Genomic DNA, 17475 nt, shown 5'->3' with positions numbered 1-17475 from the left:
CGCCGACTATGCGCTCTACCGCGACGCCCGCACCTTTCTCGACCTGCCGCCGGCGGCGTCGCAGCAGCCGTCCGAGGCGCAGATGGCTCTGCTACGCGAGCGAGCACTGGGCGGCGATCCCCGTCTCGAGCACTTATTCCGGCAGGCGGGCCACGCGCTTGCAGAGGCGGTCGCCGCAACGATATCGGTGCTGCGCCCGCACCATGTCATCCTGGCGGGCCCCGGCCTGCAGGCATTTGACATGATGCGCCGCGCCTATGAGGAGCGGCTCGACCAGGCTGTGTTACCGTGGCTGCTCAAGTCCACGGCAATATATGTGCGTCCAAGCGAGTCGGCGGCAATTGTCGACGGCATGGTGCGGCGGACGCTGCGGGTCGTGGACCGAAGCCACATCGAGACGACCGAGTGAACACCGGGAGCCGTGGCCCTTGTTTGAGCCGCAGCCAACGCAACCGACGCCCTTCAGGCGCAAAATCGAGAGGATGCCAATGCAGGGCGCCATCTATCCAAGTCTCAAGGACCTGACTGTACTGGTGACCGGCGGCGGTTCCGGCATCGGCGAGGCCATCGTCCGCCGGTTCGTCAGCCAAGGCTCGCGGGTCGGTTTCATCGACATCGATGTGGAGGCCTCACAGCGGCTACTGGCCAGCCTGCCGGCGCATGCGAGTGTGCACTTCGAGCACGCCGATCTGCGCGACATCGCCGCCCTGAAACGCGCGGTCGCAGGCGTCCGCGAGGCGTTCGGACCGATCACCATCCTGGTCAATAACGCGGCCCGCGACGACCGTCACGCGATCGAGGACGTCACGCCGGAATACTGGGACGAGCGGATCGCGGTCAATCTGAAACATCAGTTCTTTAGCGCCCAGGCGGTCGCGCCGGATATGATCCAGGCAGGGGGCGGTTCGATCGTCAATATCGGCTCGGTGAGTTGGGTAATCGGCCAGGGCAACATGCCCTGCTACACCACCGCCAAGTCGGCGGTTCAGGGCCTAACCCGTGCGCTCGCCCGCGATCTTGGGCCCAACAATGTGCGGGTCAATTCCATCCTGCCCGGATGGATCATGACCCAGCGACAGCAGGATCTGTGGTTGACGCCCGAAGGTGAGGCCGAAATCATGCAGCGGCAATGCCTTAAGCGCAAGCTGGTGCCGGACGACATCGCCCGCGTCGTCCTCTTCTTCGCCGCCGACGACAGCGGCGCCTGCACCAACCAGAACTACATCGTCGATGGTGGCTGGGTCTAACATATTGCCGACTGCGCCGACGAGATCTGGCGAGCTAGACGGATGCGTGTCGAGCCTGAAGTGCACCGTCGCAGTCAGACAATCGCGATAAGCCTTCGTTCCTGGCGAAGGCAGTCGCCGGTATTTCCAGATTGTCCAGCCTACCCGTGTCGGTCATGCTGCGATGATGAAAAATCATTCTGCCGCAAGCGGATCGGATGTCTTGCTGGGTGTGATCGCAATCCGGCTTGCGGCCCTGGTTTTGACAGGTTCAATCTTGCTGCTGTTGCCGCGGCAACCTCGTGACGACGATTCAGCCTGCGCCCTCCCCCTCGCGGAAAGGTCTGACTTGCAAATTGCATCGAAGGCAGAACGCGTGCGCGTCAGCGATCCGGTGGCGGGCGACATGCTCCTGCACGACTAGAGCATGATCCGGAAAAGCGGATACCGTTTGCTCCGCGCCGTCCGTCGCCGATCAACCGGCTGGGGTAGTACCATGCGCACGCAAGCCACGGCGAACCAGTGAGGCCCAACCGTCTTCCGCGGTCTCCGCAAATTCAAAGAGACCGAGGTCGGCCGCAGAAATCATGCCCTCCTCGACGAGGGCCTCGAAGTTAATGATTTTGCGCCAATAGCTCTCGCCGAACAGCACAATGGGCGCTGGAGGGGCCTTCTGCGTTTGCTGCAGCGTCAGCACCTCGAACATCTCGTCCATGGTTCCGAAACCGCCGGGAAAAATCGCCAGAGCGTTCGCACGCATGGCCAAGTGCATTTTTCGCATTGCGAAGTAGTGAAATCGGAAGCTGAGCTCTGGCGTGATGTAGCGATTGGGAATCTGCTCATGTGGCAGGGTAATATTGAATCCGATACTTGGAGCACCGACGTCGGACGCGCCTCGGTTTGCCGCCTCCATGATGCCGGGGCCGCCGCCAGTAGCGACAACATTGTCGCGCCACCGGTTCTTGGGATCGAAGGCGCCGCCGCGCTGCGAAGCGATGCGCCCGAATTCGCGCGCGACTTGGTAGAACTCGGTTTGCTGCTGCAATCTCTCGGCCACCCTCTTCTCGGTCTCCGTCCGAGCCGCTTCGGCGGCGGCCGCGGCCTGCTCCGGAGACGGCACACGCGCGCTGCCAAAAACAATGATAGTCGAGCGGATCCCCCAATCCCGCAACGCGAGTTCGGCTTTGGCATATTCGAGGGCAAAGCGGATCGATCGCATCTCGTCGCGAAGCAGAAATTCGGTATCTTCAACCGCCAGCAGCGTGCTCCGCGGGCCATGCGGGGTCTGTTCATTCATCTCGCTATTGTCCATTCTGCAGACTAAATTCGACACGTTCTACGGCACCGCAGGCCATGACGACGGGATATTGCCTCATCGAATGTATCAAAATATAGGTCAATGATGCTATCGACGCTCGCAACCTGCTGCGGCGGATCGTGCGCACAGGGCGTTCACGCGATCGCGCGCATCTGATCCGGATTGCCAACGGGCAGCAACCTCGAACATGCGTCCCAAGGGTTTACACTGAATGTCTATGAAAAAGATCGGCTTTCTATCGTTCGGGCATTGGACGCCTTCACCGCAATCGCAGACGCGATCGGCATCCGACGCCCTTCTGCAATCCATCGATCTTGCCGTTGCCGCCGAAGAGTTGGGAGCGGACGGTGCGTATTTCCGTGTGCATCATTTCGCTCGTCAGCTCGCCTCGCCGTTTCCGTTGCTGGCAGCCGTAGGCGCCAAGACCCGCCGGATCGAGATCGGTACGGCAGTCATCGACATGCGCTATGAGAACCCGCTGTACATGGCCGAGGATGCGGGCGCGGCCGACCTCATTGCCGGCGGGCGCTTGCAACTCGGCATCAGCCGCGGATCACCCGAGCAGGTTATCGATGGGTGGCGCTACTTCGGCTACGTTCCACGCGACGGCGAGACCGCTTCCGACATGGCCAGGCACAATACGGAGATCCTGCTCGAGCTGCTGCGCGGCGAGCGCTTCGCAAAGCCCAATCCGCATCCGATGTTTCCGAACCCTCCAGGCCTCTTGCGCCTCGAGCCGTACTCGGAAGGCTTGCGCGACCGCATTTGGTGGGGCGCCGGGTCGAACGCCACCGCGGTCTGGGCGGCCAAGCTGGGCATGAACCTGCAAAGCTCCACCCTGAAGGACGACGAGACCGGAGAGCCGTTCCACGTCCAGCAAGCCAACCAGATCCGGGCTTTCCGCGAGGCCTGGAGCGCGGCTGGTCACAAGCACGAGCCTCGCGTGTCAGTCAGCCGCAGCATCTTCGCGCTGGTCGACGACCGGGACCGCGCCTACTTTGGACACAGTGGTCAGGACGCGGACCAGGTCGGCTTCATCGACGAAAAAACCAAAGCAATCTTCGGCCGCAGCTATGCCGCCGAGCCGGACGTGCTGATTGCGCAGTTGGCCAAGGACGAAGCTATCGCGGAGGCCGACACGCTGCTCTTGACCGTGCCCAATCAGCTCGGCGTGGATTACAACGCGCACGTCATCGAGGCGATCCTGACTCACATCGCTCCCGCGCTTGGTTGGCGCTAATCTCTATTGTGGGGTTACACCGGCAACCCGGTGCGGGCACTGGCGCTGTGGACCCGCGCAACGCTATTTGATCGTCGCGTGCACAGTGATTACCGATGTGCCAGAAGCCGTCGGCCCCTGTCCCACTGCTTTGATGGCAAAGGTATCGCTTCCCTTATACCGAGCCTTCGCCCTGTATTCGTAAGTCGTCATGTTAAGCTTTTTCAAGCTGCCGTGCGCCGGCTTCTGTGAAATGTCCGAGCTACTCACCGTGCCGCGTATCGTAATCGGAAATAGGCAACTTTCTCCAGAGGTGACGCTAATGTCGCCGGTCGAATTCTCGCCCCAATCCGCTACTTCCAGTAATCTGGGACAGTCAGAAGCGGCCATCGCTACAGATACGGACATTGAGCCTGTAGCTACAGCGCTAAGCATCAAAACAGCGACTCTAGACAACCGCATAGCAGACTTCCTCGTTTTCGCGCAGGCCCCCGCCTCGATCAAGGGTGCCTTAGAGGGCCGTGATTGACGCAGCGTCGATGGCGGCATTGCCGGACGTCCAAGAAAACTTGGCTATCACGGACGCATCAACGATCCTGCCGGGCCGGTTGAAAGTGGCATCTGCGAACATCTCAGGAGGCACGGGTCGCGGCACGCTCTCGTTCGATGCGTTCGGTCACGTCTCGTGCCACGGCAACCGAGCCAAGCACTTCGCCAGCGGCGCTGTCCTTGACGATCGCGAATGTCATCTCAACGTAGACCTTGCGTCCGCTCTTGTGCAAGGCGCGGGTCAGCGTGGGCTTGCCTTGAAGCTTCATGACGCCGCCAGTCATTGCGGCCTCAAAGCCGCGCCAATGCGCGGCCCGCAGATGCTCCGGGATGATCAGGCTTTGGCCGAGCACCTCCTCCAACGAATAGCCAAACAACGCGGTGGCGGCGGGATTCCAGCGGGCAATCGTGCCGGAGCGATCGGCGTAAATCACCGCATCGGCCGTTTGATCGAGAATTCTTTCCGCTAACTCGGAGCGCTCTTCCATGGGGGGCACCTGTTTGGTTCTGTCACGTCTAATCTTTCTGCGCAACTCGGCTTACATGGCATGATGGTCACGGCTTTGCGGCGAAGCCATAGAGCTTTTCAGGATTTTCTACGAGCACGTGTCTCACGGTTTGCTCGTCCGGCAGCCACGCCCACAAGGCATCGAGCACATCGCCGTCGCCGGGCATGGCACGATAGCGCACCGGATGCTTGGCTGGACGATGACGCAGCGGTCCAGCCCGAGTGTTCGCATGACGGAACGATAGGCGGAAACTCTCTCTGTGCAGCCGGCAGAAAGCGGTCATAAGGCCCGATAACGTGGTACTTCCCGACCTTCGGCCAGCGCTACGTCGGACTGGCCAGCGACGCCGCGCTTTGGTCGACCGTGCTCGCCACAGCGGTGATGGGGACGACCTGCCTGATGTTGCGCTGGCCCGCTAGAGCAACTGCGGGTCCGCCCAGCCCATCATGGACAAACTTGAGCGTGAAGAAGGCCTGGGCAACGGCAACAATTGCGGATCAATGAGCCGTTTCCGTCTTTTCGCCCGTCAGCAACTTTTTCTGCTCGTCAGTAAGTTCGCCGCTGCCAACGATCTGGAACATGCTGTTGGGGTCGTAACGCGTCTGGTTCTCGCTCCGTCGGTCACGCGTATCACCTCGGTCGGTATCTTCAGGCATCGATTTGTCGCCGCCGCCATAGCCCAAGAACTCGACGATAATGATCGAAGGACGATCATTGTTGCTGGGCGCGGTCGGCTGAACCTGTTGCGTCGCTGCCGTCATGTTATTGCTGGAGGCCAATGCCGCGACCGGCGGCGCCTGCACCGTGGGAACGCCGGTGACATTGCCCTGGGCCTGGATGTTCGCGGCGTTGAGGATCTGCAGCGCCGCCAGGTTGACGTTGCCCGAGGAACGGATGCCCGCCTCGCCCGCATCGATGATGCCGAGCGGCGCGATCAGGTCGACGTCGCCGGGCGGCATTCCAGGGATCTGCTGGAGCGTCGCGATGCCAGCGCCCGTGGAGGGAGCCTGCGACGAGAGACTGATATTGCCATAGTTGTCGTAGACGAGGCGCGGCGGGGTGAAGATCACCGTGGTTTTCGATCCACGGCCGGCGTTGATGTCGCCTTCGGCGGACCATGCGAGAATATTGCCGCCGAACGTCGTCATGATGCGCGACAGGCCGAGCAGGATGCTCCCCTTCGAATAGATCTGGATGTCGCCTTTGCCCTGGGTGATCAGACCCGCATCGGCTCCCGGCGCCAGCCCTTCGGTGCCGATGGTGACTAGGCCGCCCGGCGCCAGGAACTGGATGTCGCCGCCGCGATCGGTGTGCACATAACCGCTGTTGACCTTCGCTCCGACCCCGGAGGCGGCGGTAAACAGCCGGATGTCGCCGCGATAGGCGTCCTCCGCGGGGAAGAGTGCTGCGATGGCATTGCGTCCGCGCAGATAAGAGCCGTGGCGCGGACCCGCCTGATCGTTGTATTCGCGGCCGCCGACCGTCAGTTCGGCGTAGTAGACCTGCCGCAGGAAGACCCGCTGCTGCTCACCCGGCAGGGTCAGGAAGAAGCTCAGCGCACCCTCCGACGCTCCGGCATAGCCGAAGCGGTCCTTGAGCCACTGTAAAAGCTCCTGGTCGTAGGTCTTGGCGACCTTGCCGGGTTGATTGGCAAGCGCGCCTGGACCAACGAGATTGGCCGGATCGAGATAGAGCTTGGCAAAGCCGGTCCAATCCACCTGCCCGACACCCGGCGCGCCCGCACCGACTCCGGCCTGCAGCACCACGTTGGCACCCAGGCGGTTATCGCCTGTCATCAACGGACCGATGCTCTCGATGTTTCCCGTCGATCCAAAATAGATGTTCTTGCCCGCCGTCACCTCGAGCGTGCTGGGGCCTGCAACATCAAGGCTGGGATAAATGACGCTGCCTTGCGCGACGATCATCGAAACGGCGGTCGGATCGTCCTGCAGGATCAGTCCCTTTACACTGACAATGTCGCCGCCAGCGAAGATCTGCACCGGCTTCGCCGCGCGGTAATTGTCCGTTGTCACGGTCCTGCCGTTGATAAACTGGCTGCTGGTAAAGATCTCGCCATAGCGAATACCGAGAACATCGCCGTCGACGGCATAGATACGCGATAGCGGGCCGCCGAGTGCACTGGCATCGGTCACGGTGTTCGGTCCGAACACGAATGGATAGCCACCTGGTCCATCATAGGCGTGCCCTTGCGAATTATAGTCGTACCGGTACGCGCGCCAGCCTCCGGGGGCGTCGACCGGCGAGTTGGGATCACCCCAATAATTCGAATCGACAAGGGCCCACTGATTGGTCCCCTGGAGCAGCGCCCAGCCAGGATTGAACGGCGTGGCAAGAGATGACAACGAGGTCGAGAGCGGGCCGAAGCCGAGCGTGTCCCCGCCGAGGCCGACCTGAATGACCGATCCTCGCGCCAGCAACTCAACCTGCCCGGACGGCGACGGCAACATCTCGTTGCCGCCGTTGAGATAGATGCTTCCGTTCGCCGCAGTGGCCCGCAGGATCGATGGCAGGAAAAGCGTCTTGGATTGCGGTACCAATCCGCCGGTATCGGATAGCGGCGACACGTCGCCGCCTGCCGCAAACAGATCGACCGCCGTCCGTGCCGTCCAGAGCGTGAACCAGGCGACGCCCTGACCGGCCCCGACTGACGTGCTGGCGTCCGTCTGCTGATTAACGCCGGCGCGGCCGGGATCGATGATGTCGCCGACGGAGAGATCACCGCGGACGCGAATGTCGACGGCACCATCCCCCGGCGCGAACGATCCGCCCGAGACCTTGATCATTGCGTAAGGCACGAGCAAATTGAGCGGCCGCGGATCATCAAGAGAGTAGCCGAAATTTGTTGCATTCAGGCTGCCGAAACTGCCGGCCGTGACGCCAATGTCGCCGCGCAGATCAACAAACTGGTTGCCGCCGCCACCGATGCTGTTGCCCGCCCTCACCGACAGCGTTCCGCCACCGGTCTGAACAAGACGACCATCGATGACACGTCCGCTGCCGCCGACGGCAACGACAACACCCCGGCCGGCATTACCGATGTCGCCCCCCGCCCGCAGCGTGACATTGCCGCCGCCCAGTGCCCCCATGCCCGAGAAGCCCGACAGCTTTAGCATCGATTTCGAACTCACGAGGTCTGCGGTATAGCTACCAAAGTTGGTGCCCCAAGCTGTCGCCTGGCCAAGTCCAGCGCCGCCCTGCCGCCAGAGCCAGTCGCCGACCACGGCCGACTCCTGGGTCTGATTTCCGCTGATATCGCCTTGCGCCGTCAGCAGGAAATCACCGCCGTGCTCGGTGTAGTACATGAATTGCGAGTTAAGCGTGGCCTCATAGGCCGGGTTGGCCGCACCAAGCACGGTCCCATCAGGCATGCGTCCGCGGGCGACATTGAAGGGATCATTGGCCGACGTTCCTGTTTCGGCGATCGCGGTACCAGCCGTGTAGACGCCGAACGGCGAACTTTGCGTGTAGTTGCCACCAGCGAGGATTTCGAGATCACCCGTGCCGGTGCGCACGACGCTGAAGCCGGCACTCGGGCTTCCGCTGCCCTGCAGATTCACGGTGAAGGGATCGGAGAGCACAACATTGCCCGCGCCTGCAAGGCTTGACGTTGTCTGCAACGTCCGGCTGTCGGCGCTGCCAAGATCGGCGCCGCCGACAAGCCGCATCGACCACGATTGCGTGCCGGGCGCCAACATCGGCGACGTCGCCCACACCTTCCGATCGCCTGCAGCGGTCAAGCTGACGACAACCGTTCCAACCGGCAACACCGTACCCGCCGGCATTACTGTATCCTGCGTGAAAGTATAGCCGCCGAAAATACTCAGATCGGCGCCCGGCGGAAGAGTGCCGTTAACGAACCAGGGGAAGCTTGTGTTCACCAATATCCTATTGAAGTAGACTCCAGCGGAGACCTTGGTGCCGATAGGCCATGTCGTCGCCGGGATAGTATCGCCGGCCTTATACATCACGGTCCCGTCCGGATTGTAGATTGTGCCCGCCATAAGCTTCCTGCCCGGGAGGGGGTCGAACTCCGCCGTCAAAACGAGATCGACGGGAACTGGATTCGACAATAGCGGGGTATCGTCGACCTCGGTGCCGGCGAGCGGCAGAGCCATGTTGATCCTACCGGTGTTCGGAAGACTGGATCCGCGTGTCAAGATTGCGCCGCTATCCGTCACGGTATAGGTGTCCGTGAGCGTGCCCGGGGCAAGCAGCGTGGTGAGTGCATCCGGCGAGTCCGGCGGCAGCGCGAAGCCGTCGTTGATGCTGCCGTTGATGTTGAGATTGCCCCCGGCGCGAACGACGAGTTTGCCCGGTTCGCCTGAGCCGCGAACCGACGTCACGTTCGGTCCATAACGGTAACCGGACAGATCGATGTCGCCTGACGTGGACAGATTACCGTTCGGGGTCTTGCTCTGGACTTCGACGCCGGGCCGGACATGGAATCCGGAGTTGTATTTGGCATCGAGCAGCCCGGCGATCTTGGTCTTCAGCTCATCGGTCAGCTGACCGCCGGCGACGTTGCCGCCATAGATGTTACTGATGAAGGTTTTGCTGTCCTGGTTGACGAGATCGAGCCAATCCTGATCGATGATCTGGCCATTGGCATCGTTCGGATCGACTGGCGCATTCTTGTAAGTCGCAAACCCGTTCAGCGCGATGCTCGAGGCGCCCACGATGTTGAGCGGTCCCGTCGCGGAAACAGCGATGCTGTCGCCTGTGGCGTTGGCCGGTCCGTCGCTACCCGTTGCGCTGGTACCGGAGGCCGTTCCGATCCGGGGCGCGTTGAGTTCGAGATGACCATAGGCAATCGGGTTGCCTGATCCGTCAGCATTTGCAGGATCAGTGACGCGCATGTCGATGGTGGCGCCCGGCGACAATGTCAACGTGCCATTCTTTGTCGTGAGTTCAACGTGCGCCGTGTTGTTCGCCTCGATCGGAGCACCGTAGCTGTCGGTCTGCAGAACCGTGCTGTGGGTATCCAAGACAGCCGAGGATGCAAGTGTGACATCGTCCCGCGCTGCAAGACGGATATTGCCGGGCTTGGCGCCGCTGGCATCGATGGTGCCATTGACCGTCAGGCTGCCGCCATCCACGGAGATGGTTACGTTGTGTGCCCTCACCTCGTTTCCGACAACGAGGTTGCCCTGCTTGATGTTGAAGGTGCGCGCGCCAAAGAAGCCGGAGTCGTTCAGCTTCAGGTTCAGTGCCGCGAAGTCGCCGAGATTTTGCGCCGCGATGCTGATCTGGCCGTCATTGTAGCCGCCGGTCGCAGCCCCCTTCAGCGTGCCACCGAGTTGCACGAGACCGTGCGCCACGTCAGTGGCGGTGGCCATAATGGTCCCGGCGTCGTTGTTCGCCGCCGTCACATCAATGCTCGAACCGGCGGCCTGCGCGATGTTGCCATGGGCGCTTTGCAGTATCAGATCGCCGCCCCAGCTATATTTGGTGGCGTCGTAGAAGGTGGTGCTGCGCCCGGAAAGGTCGATCACCGCGTTGGCGCCGAGATCGATGTTGTTCGTTGCGCTCAACGTCAGCTTGCCGCTTGGCAAAGCAACCGCGGTGTCAAGGAATATGGTGTCACCGCTGATGGAGACCGTGCCGCCAAGATCCGCGATTGCGCCGGTCGCGGCCGCGCCACCCGCAGGCGCGACAACGCGAACCACGCCACCAGCGTTATAGGCCATCGTTGCGGCGCCTGTCGCAGTCAACAGTGGCGTCGTGAGAGTAAGGTTGCCGCCCTGCAGATTGCCGGAACCATCCTTTGACAGCCCGACCTTTAGCGAGCCGTCGCTATTGGCGGAGATCCTGTCACTGGCCGAGGCATTGACGTTGGCAAATCCGAGCGCGAGGCGTTCGAGCGTCGCGCCATCGGTGATCCGGCTGTTGGCGTCGTAGCCGAAGACGATGTCCTTGGCGGCGATGTTGAGCGTTCCGCTGCCCGTCCCCGGGCCGCCCGGCACAACCGCTGCCGGCGCCTTGCTCCCATAGGGCACGCCGCCCGTGTCGGGTAGGCCGTTGCCGGTCCGGATGCCGTTCCAGATCAGGGTATCTGCGGTGATGCTCGCAGTGTCGCCAGCGTTCCCGAGGCCGTAGATCGCCGGCGTGTTGATGACGAACTGCACCTCCTTGCTGCCAGCGGACTGACCGCGCGCGTCGAGCGCAACGCTGCCGATGAGGTTGAAGGAGCCCCCAACCGTCAACGTGAGCTGCTCAAGCGCCGGGACGCCCGCGGTTGTCGAAGGATGCAGCAGCTTGTCGAGTGCGGCCTGCGTCAAATTCCAGCCTGACGGCAATTGACCCGCGGCCTGTGCAGCGGCGAGCGCCGCGTCGGTACCCGCATTGACTACATCCTGCGTCACGGTCAGATAACGCGCACCGAAATTAACGTTGCCCATCGTGAGTGAACCAGGAGCGGCGAGCACGATGCTGCCATCGGTAAGCAGCGTGGCGCCGCTGTTGATGTTGATCGAACCCGCTCCGACCACGGGCAGGAAATTGAACGTGCCGTTTGCGACGGCCAGGACCGCCGGCGCACTCGCAAACAAGGACGAGTTGGCCTCTGACGTTACGTTGCCAAACATGTAACCCAGGCTCGAATCAAGCCCGCGCGCACCGAGGCCGCGGGTGTCGATCGTGGCACCGCTTGCGACATCGATGTTCTTGCCGACGAGGAACACCTGGCCAGCGCGCACGGCGGCGCCATCGAGAACGTTCACAGAGGACTCACTCGAAAAGTAGATGCGTCCGCCGGTGCCCCTCGTCGTATCGTTGTAGTAGGTGCTGTAACCGCCGATCAGCAAGGTGTCGGCATTGAAGGCATTGATAGCATCGCTCGAGATCGACGTATGGCCGGCGATCGGCGCCGCGCCGGGCGCGGTGATGTCGATCTGCCCTCCATATACCGTGGAAGAGACGAACAGACTGCCGGAGATACCGTCGCTGATGCCGCCGAACAAGGTGGTGCCCTGGAACGAGAGCGATTTTCCGCTGCCCGAAGATGCGTTAAGCATCAGCTCCAGCACCTTGCCGTCTTCCGGCAGACGCGGCCGGACGGCACCGAAGGTCGCGGCCTGGCTGCGCGCGAACTCGCTGTAGCTCATCTCATTGTATTGAGAATAGCTTCGCACCGTTCGACCAGATGTCAGGATCAGTTGCGTCGGCAACGCATCCCGAATGCCCGTGTTGGCGACGCCGAGATAGCCTGACGTCACGATCGAGCCGTTGGTCAGGCTGACCGGCGAGACGACCGTATTGCTCGTCGCTCCGAGCTCGACACGGAAAGCACCGGGCAACAGCGCATAGCTCGACGGCATGAGCGTGTACGTCCCGGCCGGCAGCCCCGCCACGCCGCCGGGGATCGTGACCTGCTGGCCGATCGCCGGATCGCCGGCGCCCGTGGTCGCGATCACAGGCGCGTAGGCCGACGCGTAGCCCGGCACGATGGCATAGACCTTCGCGTTTGCCGAACTGTAGCTGTTCACCGGATTGGCGTTGACGAGCGCCGTCCTCAACACGTCGACCGAGCCGCCGCGGCCGCTGATGAAGCCGGCCCCCGTCAGGTTGCCACCGCCCGAGAGATCGAGGATCGCGCCCTTCTCACCCACGATCGACGTGGCCAGCACCGAGATGCCGGTCGTGATGATGACGTTGCCGTTCACGCTTTTCTGGAGGCCAAGGTCAACCAGCGTGCCGTCCGCACCTTGGTAGGCAATACCATCCGAGGTGCCGCCAAACGGCAACGTCAGCCCGTTCGCGCTGGCCGACGTGATGCTGCCGGCGCGGAAAATCACCGTCGCGGGCGGCACGTTGGCGTTCAGGCCGTAATTGTTGTTCAGCAACACCGCCCCCAGCGGCGCACGCACGACGCCGCCCTGATCGATCGTGGCTGCGACGAATGCAAGTTTTCCGAAAACGGTGGGAGGAACATCCGGCACTGGCCCGCCATTGCCGCGAATCGTCAGCACGGTATCGAGATCAGTCGTTATGCTGTCATTCGGCCCCAAGACCTGGCCAACCGTCACGGTCGCGGTCGCGTTGCTCAGCGGATAGAGCTGTGAAGCCTGGATCGTCAGATCGCCGGGCGTGACAACGTTGCCGGAGCCAAAGCGCACATCGCCGGTGCTCTGCAGCGTGACGTGCTTGAAGCCGGGCGCATCCACGGGAAGAATTGGAGCCAATACGCCGCTGTTTGGATCCGGAACGCTGATGTAGCCCATACCGTGCAGCCCGTGCACACCGAAACGAACATCGGCAGAAATGTCGATCAGGCTGGCCGAGACCGTGAATGTCGCGTCCGCAGCCGTGTTCATGCTCGGACCTGAGACGTTGAGCGCAGGATCATAGCCCGCGAACGAACCGTGATCGAAGCCGTGCCAGCCGGTCAGGTTTACATAGGGCGCCGTCAGCTTGACCGCGATATGCGGGGTATCCACAGCCGCGCTCAGAATGCCGCCGGTCAGCGTGATGCTGCGATTCATCGCAAGATCGACATTGCCGTTGAACACGAATAGGTCGCGCGTGAACAAAGACAGCGAATCAAAACCGCCGGCGTGAGTCTGATCGACACTGATGGCAGCCTCGCCGACCTTGAGCGTCGGGTCGGCCTCGCCCGGCGCGAGATTGGACGCAAGTCCGCTCGGCCGCTGATGCTGCGTGATCGTGAGATTGCGCATCGTCTGCATGTCAGCCGGTATGTCGCCAATCCCATAAGGATTGGTCGGACTGGCGGGCGCCGCATAATACAGAGGGCTGATCGCGGCGAGCAGGAGCGTGCCGCCCGAGGCGCCGATGCCGCCGGCCGCGGCGCGCAGCGTCCCGTCGATGTACATGCCGAGCCCCGAATAAAGGGCGATGGTGCCGCCATCGCTTGCCACCTGCGCCCGCTGCAGGCCGCCGCCGGACGAGATATCGAGCAACGCCGAGGTCCCGGACGCATCGAGCACAGCGCCCGGGCGGATGATCACGAAGGCATTGCTTGGAATCAGATATCCGTACTTGTCCGTCGCGCCAGTGCCGCCGAGCGCAATCGAACCGCCGTCCGGCACGACCCCATAGATCATGCCGCTCGTGCCCGTCGCTGTCGCCGCACGCGCCGAAACGTCGAGCGTGGCGTCATCACTGATCCAAATCGACCGGGTCCGCGTGTAGATGCCATTGCCCTGGTTGTAACGGATGTCGCCCGGCTGGTCCTGCAGGCTGGTGATGAGGATCTTGCCGCCGTGCGCCGTGATGTTGCCATCGATCGTGGTCTGGCGATTGGCGTAGATCGTCGCGGCACGGCCTGCATCGAGCGAAATCGAGGACCCCGGCCGCATGTCGAAATCATATAGGCTCGTCAGCGTCAGATCGGCGCCGACGCGCTGGGTCAATTTGCTCGCAACGGAATCGTCGAGATAAGTCGGCGGCAACCAGATCTCCGCGGCGGCTGCCGTGGCGGTCCCGGTCGACGCACTGTAGCTAGCCGACGTGAAACGATAGACCGGCACCACGGGCGCAACGTTGGTGCCGTCAGCGATGGTCATGCCCGACGTGCTGCGGATGTCGTAACGGGTGAAGCCTGACTGGAACAGTGCCGGCGCCAGCACCAGCTGTGCACCAGATCCCGATGTGGCCTGACCGATGACGACAGACTGTCCCGCATTGATGGTGAGCGTGCCGCCGCCATTGAAACCATAGCCGCGGATCTTGCCATCAAGCGCGAGCGGCGACGATAGATCGGCGCCGATGAATTCCGAGTCCGCAAAATGCGAATAGTCATTGGTCAGCAGGCTGACATCGCCACCGGAGCCGCCCCGCGTCTTCCCGTTGGCAAGAATGGCGCCGCCGGAGGAGACGTCAACGACGGAGCCCGACCGGAGCGTGATCGCACGGGTGCTCGAAATCGTCAGGTCGCCGCCGTCGAGATAAGCGAGCCGCGAATTGTCGTCAGCGCCGTTCGAAGCATTGGTCCACAGGCCGCTCAGGTCGACCGTCGCGTTGATCACGACGTTGGCCTTGCCGTTGGCATCGGTCAGCGCCCACCAGATCACGTTCCCGCCCGGCACCGGCAACGCGTGCATGATGTTGCCGAGCGACATGCTGCCGCCGTGGGCGGTGACATCCGCATTGAGCTCGACGAGAGGTGCCTGCAGATTGACATGGCCGCCATTGGCGAGCGTCAGCGGTGCATCGATCGAGATGCTCTTGCCGCTGACGGCGCTGAGGCCGCCGAGGCCCGCCTTGTTGAGCATGCCGGCATCGAGATAGACGGTATTGCTGCGATCAGATGGCAGCGTGTCGTTCGCGCCGATGCCGGCGGTCATCCCGGCGATGTCGCCGACCACGATGGCGCTGTCATAGACACCGGTCAGCCCCTGGCCGGTGTATTGGCCGATGCCCAATTGCCCCGCCAGCGCCGCCTGGTTTTGTCCGATTTTGTAGCCGTCGGTGGCCCCGGCCGGCCGCGCGCTGTTCTGACGCTCGCCGGTGATGACCTGGGCGACGATATCGCCTTCGAACACCGAGGTCGGCGTGGAGAGGATCAGTTGGCCGGCGTCGCGGCCGATCGTGTAGCCCTCTTCCCAGCGAACGCGCTCGCGGCCACTCCCGAACGGACTGGTCCAGACTTCGGTGACGTTCCAGCGCTCATGCTTGCGAATGAAGCCCTCTCCAACGCCGTAGAAAGTCATGTCGGCGCGGGCATCGTTGACGCCGTGGAGCCGGCCGTCGCTGCCGAGCAGCATCGTCTCTCTGACGTAGCCGGCCTCGTACTGGACCGAGCCGCCGGAGATGTTGAAGGTCGATCCCTTCTGCGCAACCACTTCGGGTGCGGCCAGCGTGATGGAGCCGCCGATCGCGGTCCATTCGCCAATCTTGTGCGCGGTGGTGTTGAGATAGCCGGAGACCTCGAGCAGGCCACCCGCGGTGTAGTAGCGGTCGGTGGCGTATCCGCCGGTTCCCGCCGGCACCAGGATCAAATCGCGCGCGTCGATCCAGACGTCCTGGCTGATGAGCGCGCCGCTGTCGCGGTTCTGCGGCGAATCGCGCAGCTCATTGCCCTGGATATTGACCTTGATGACGTTGGCGGAGACCGGCAGCACGACGCCCTGGGTGCCGGAGACGTCGATGGTCGCGCCAGTCTCGGCGAACACGCGCTTGCCGGCGCTGACGGCGACGTCGCCGCCTTGCCCGAGCGTGAGCGAGTTGTTCTGGAAGTTGACGGTACCACCGCTGACGATCTCGACGCGCGAGCGGTCCTTGCGATCGGCCAATGGCGAGAGATTGTCGAACTGGCCGATCGCCAGCGAGTTGCCGCCGGACGCCGCGATGAGGGCGTCGCGCTGCGAGTTCAGCGCGGTGTCGCTGGAATCGAGCTCGGGCAGAATCGCGGTGACGGCGTTGGCGGTCAGCGTGACATTGCCGCTGGCGTCGCTGGCCGAATTCAGCAGATGGATGGTGCCGCGCTGGTTGACCGAAGTGGTCGACAGCAGGAGTCCGTCCTGCAGGAGGTTGCGTCCGGCCATGGTGATGTCGCCCTGCTGGGCAAACACCAGGCCGGTGTTGCTGACGCGGCCGCTGGCGCTCCCGGCATCGATGACGGGAGAGATTTCGAGGCCGCGGGTCGTGGAATTCTGGTTGGCGTCGGTGCCGTAGCCCTTTCGCAGGATGAAGTCGTCACCCGCCGCGAACACGGCCTGCCCCTTCGGGGTGGTGATGGAGCCGGCGTTTCGCACTTCCGTTCCCATCAGCAGCACGAATCCGCCGCCTGACGTTACCGTGGCCGGCGCACTGGTGGTGATTTGCGCGCCGCTTTCGACCACGACCTTGCCGTCGGCCCCGGTGAAGCTCGGCAAATAGACGTTGTTGCTCTGGGCCGAGTAGATGCCGCTGGCCTGGAACTGCTGATCCGTGATCCTGGCGGTGGAGGCGATCAGTGCGCCGACATTGATCTGGCTGGCGCCGCCGAAGATGATGCCGCTCTGGTTGATGACATAGACCTGGCCGTCGGCCTTGATGTTGCCTAGGATCTGGCTCGGCCCGGTGTTGGCATCGACCCGGTTGAGCGCGACCCAGTTGGCGTTGCCGTGCTGGTCGAAGGTCAGCGTGGTCTGCGATCCGACATTGAAGGTCTTCCAGTTCAGGATCGCCTGCTGCCGGGTCTGGTCGATGTTGACGTTGGTCCGCCCGCCCGCGACCGATTGCGTCGGCGTGTTGGCGCCGCTCCATCCGGCGACCGGATCGGGCATGAGGCCACCCGACGTCAGCCCGTTCGGAACATTGAGGTTCAGCCCTGCGGAATGCGGCACGCCCTGCGCCGCCGCGCGGGCAGCGTCCTGCAGGCTGCGGATCGCCTGCAACGCCTGCGTCGCGCGATTGAGCGATTGCTGGACCTGTTGCGCCGCTTGTGCCGCCTGTTGCGCATTGGCAAGTGCCGCATCGGTCGCAATCGTTGGTGCGGAGGTCGTCGCGTAATAGCCCAGCGGGCGGGCCTCGGCCGGAGCAGCATGGACCAGCAAGGCCAGCACGCTGATGCCCGCCAGAAGCGTTGCACGGTGGGCGGTCCAGCGGGGGGCATTCGAACGGAAAATGGGCACGACGGGTTCTCCAGCAACAGTGGGAACATGCCCGTATTTGCAACCTCGCGGCGCGGCA

General features: G+C 63.0%; 6 protein-coding genes and 1 pseudogene. 4 read left to right on the top strand and 3 right to left on the bottom strand.

Translation table 11 applies throughout. The annotated features are described in order from the left end of the window. The 3 genes and pseudogenes from CWO89_RS00430 to CWO89_RS00420 all read left to right on the top strand — a co-directional run. A pseudogene (locus CWO89_RS00430) lies at window positions 1-409 on the top strand (ROK family protein); the annotation flags it as partial. 79 nt (window positions 410-488) lie between these two features. After that, the gene (locus CWO89_RS00425; RefSeq protein WP_130576651.1) at window positions 489-1247 is read left to right on the top strand and encodes an SDR family NAD(P)-dependent oxidoreductase; all 759 of its coding nucleotides are present in this window, start codon (window positions 489-491) and stop codon (window positions 1245-1247) included. Window positions 1248-1413: 166 nt separating this feature from the next. Then, window positions 1414-1650: a hypothetical protein gene (locus tag CWO89_RS00420; RefSeq protein ID WP_130576649.1), complete on the top strand. Its 237-nt coding sequence runs from the start codon at window positions 1414-1416 to the stop codon at window positions 1648-1650. Window positions 1651-1701: 51 nt separating this feature from the next. Here the strand turns inward: CWO89_RS00420 and CWO89_RS00415 are convergent, their stop codons facing one another. Next, window positions 1702-2523: an LOG family protein gene (locus CWO89_RS00415; protein ID WP_207234366.1), complete on the bottom strand. Its 822-nt coding sequence runs from the start codon at window positions 2521-2523 to the stop codon at window positions 1702-1704. Between the two features lie 238 nt (window positions 2524-2761). On the opposite strand from CWO89_RS00415, the gene CWO89_RS00410 reads away from it, so the two are divergent. Then, on the top strand, window positions 2762-3784 hold the full coding sequence (locus tag CWO89_RS00410) for an LLM class flavin-dependent oxidoreductase (protein ID WP_130576673.1): 1023 nt from the start codon (window positions 2762-2764) through the stop codon (window positions 3782-3784). 611 nt (window positions 3785-4395) lie between these two features. Here the strand turns inward: CWO89_RS00410 and CWO89_RS00400 are convergent. Continuing rightward, entirely contained in the window at window positions 4396-4800 is a 405-nt protein-coding gene (locus CWO89_RS00400) for a PAS domain S-box protein (RefSeq protein WP_130576643.1), read from the bottom strand. Between the two features lie 518 nt (window positions 4801-5318). Next, entirely contained in the window at window positions 5319-17417 is a 12099-nt protein-coding gene (locus tag CWO89_RS00395) for a filamentous hemagglutinin family protein (RefSeq protein ID WP_130576641.1), read from the bottom strand. Between the last annotated feature and the right edge of the window lie 58 nt (window positions 17418-17475).

Source organism: Bradyrhizobium sp. Leo170, from assembly GCF_004296405.1.
Taxonomy (GTDB): Bacteria; Pseudomonadota; Alphaproteobacteria; order Rhizobiales; family Xanthobacteraceae; genus Bradyrhizobium.
The sequence above is the reverse complement of the archived record's forward strand: the minus strand, read 5'-3'. Positions and strand labels throughout refer to the sequence as shown.

Coding starts and splice junctions, on each gene's coding strand:
- CWO89_RS00425 (WP_130576651.1), top strand. CDS start 489: ATGCAGGGCGCCATCTATCCAAGTCTCAAGGACCTGACTGTACTGGTG.
- CWO89_RS00420 (WP_130576649.1), top strand. CDS start 1,414: ATGAAAAATCATTCTGCCGCAAGCGGATCGGATGTCTTGCTGGGTGTG.
- CWO89_RS00415 (WP_207234366.1), bottom strand. CDS start 2,523: ATGAATGAACAGACCCCGCATGGCCCGCGGAGCACGCTGCTGGCGGTT.
- CWO89_RS00410 (WP_130576673.1), top strand. CDS start 2,762: ATGAAAAAGATCGGCTTTCTATCGTTCGGGCATTGGACGCCTTCACCG.
- CWO89_RS00400 (WP_130576643.1), bottom strand. CDS start 4,800: ATGGAAGAGCGCTCCGAGTTAGCGGAAAGAATTCTCGATCAAACGGCC.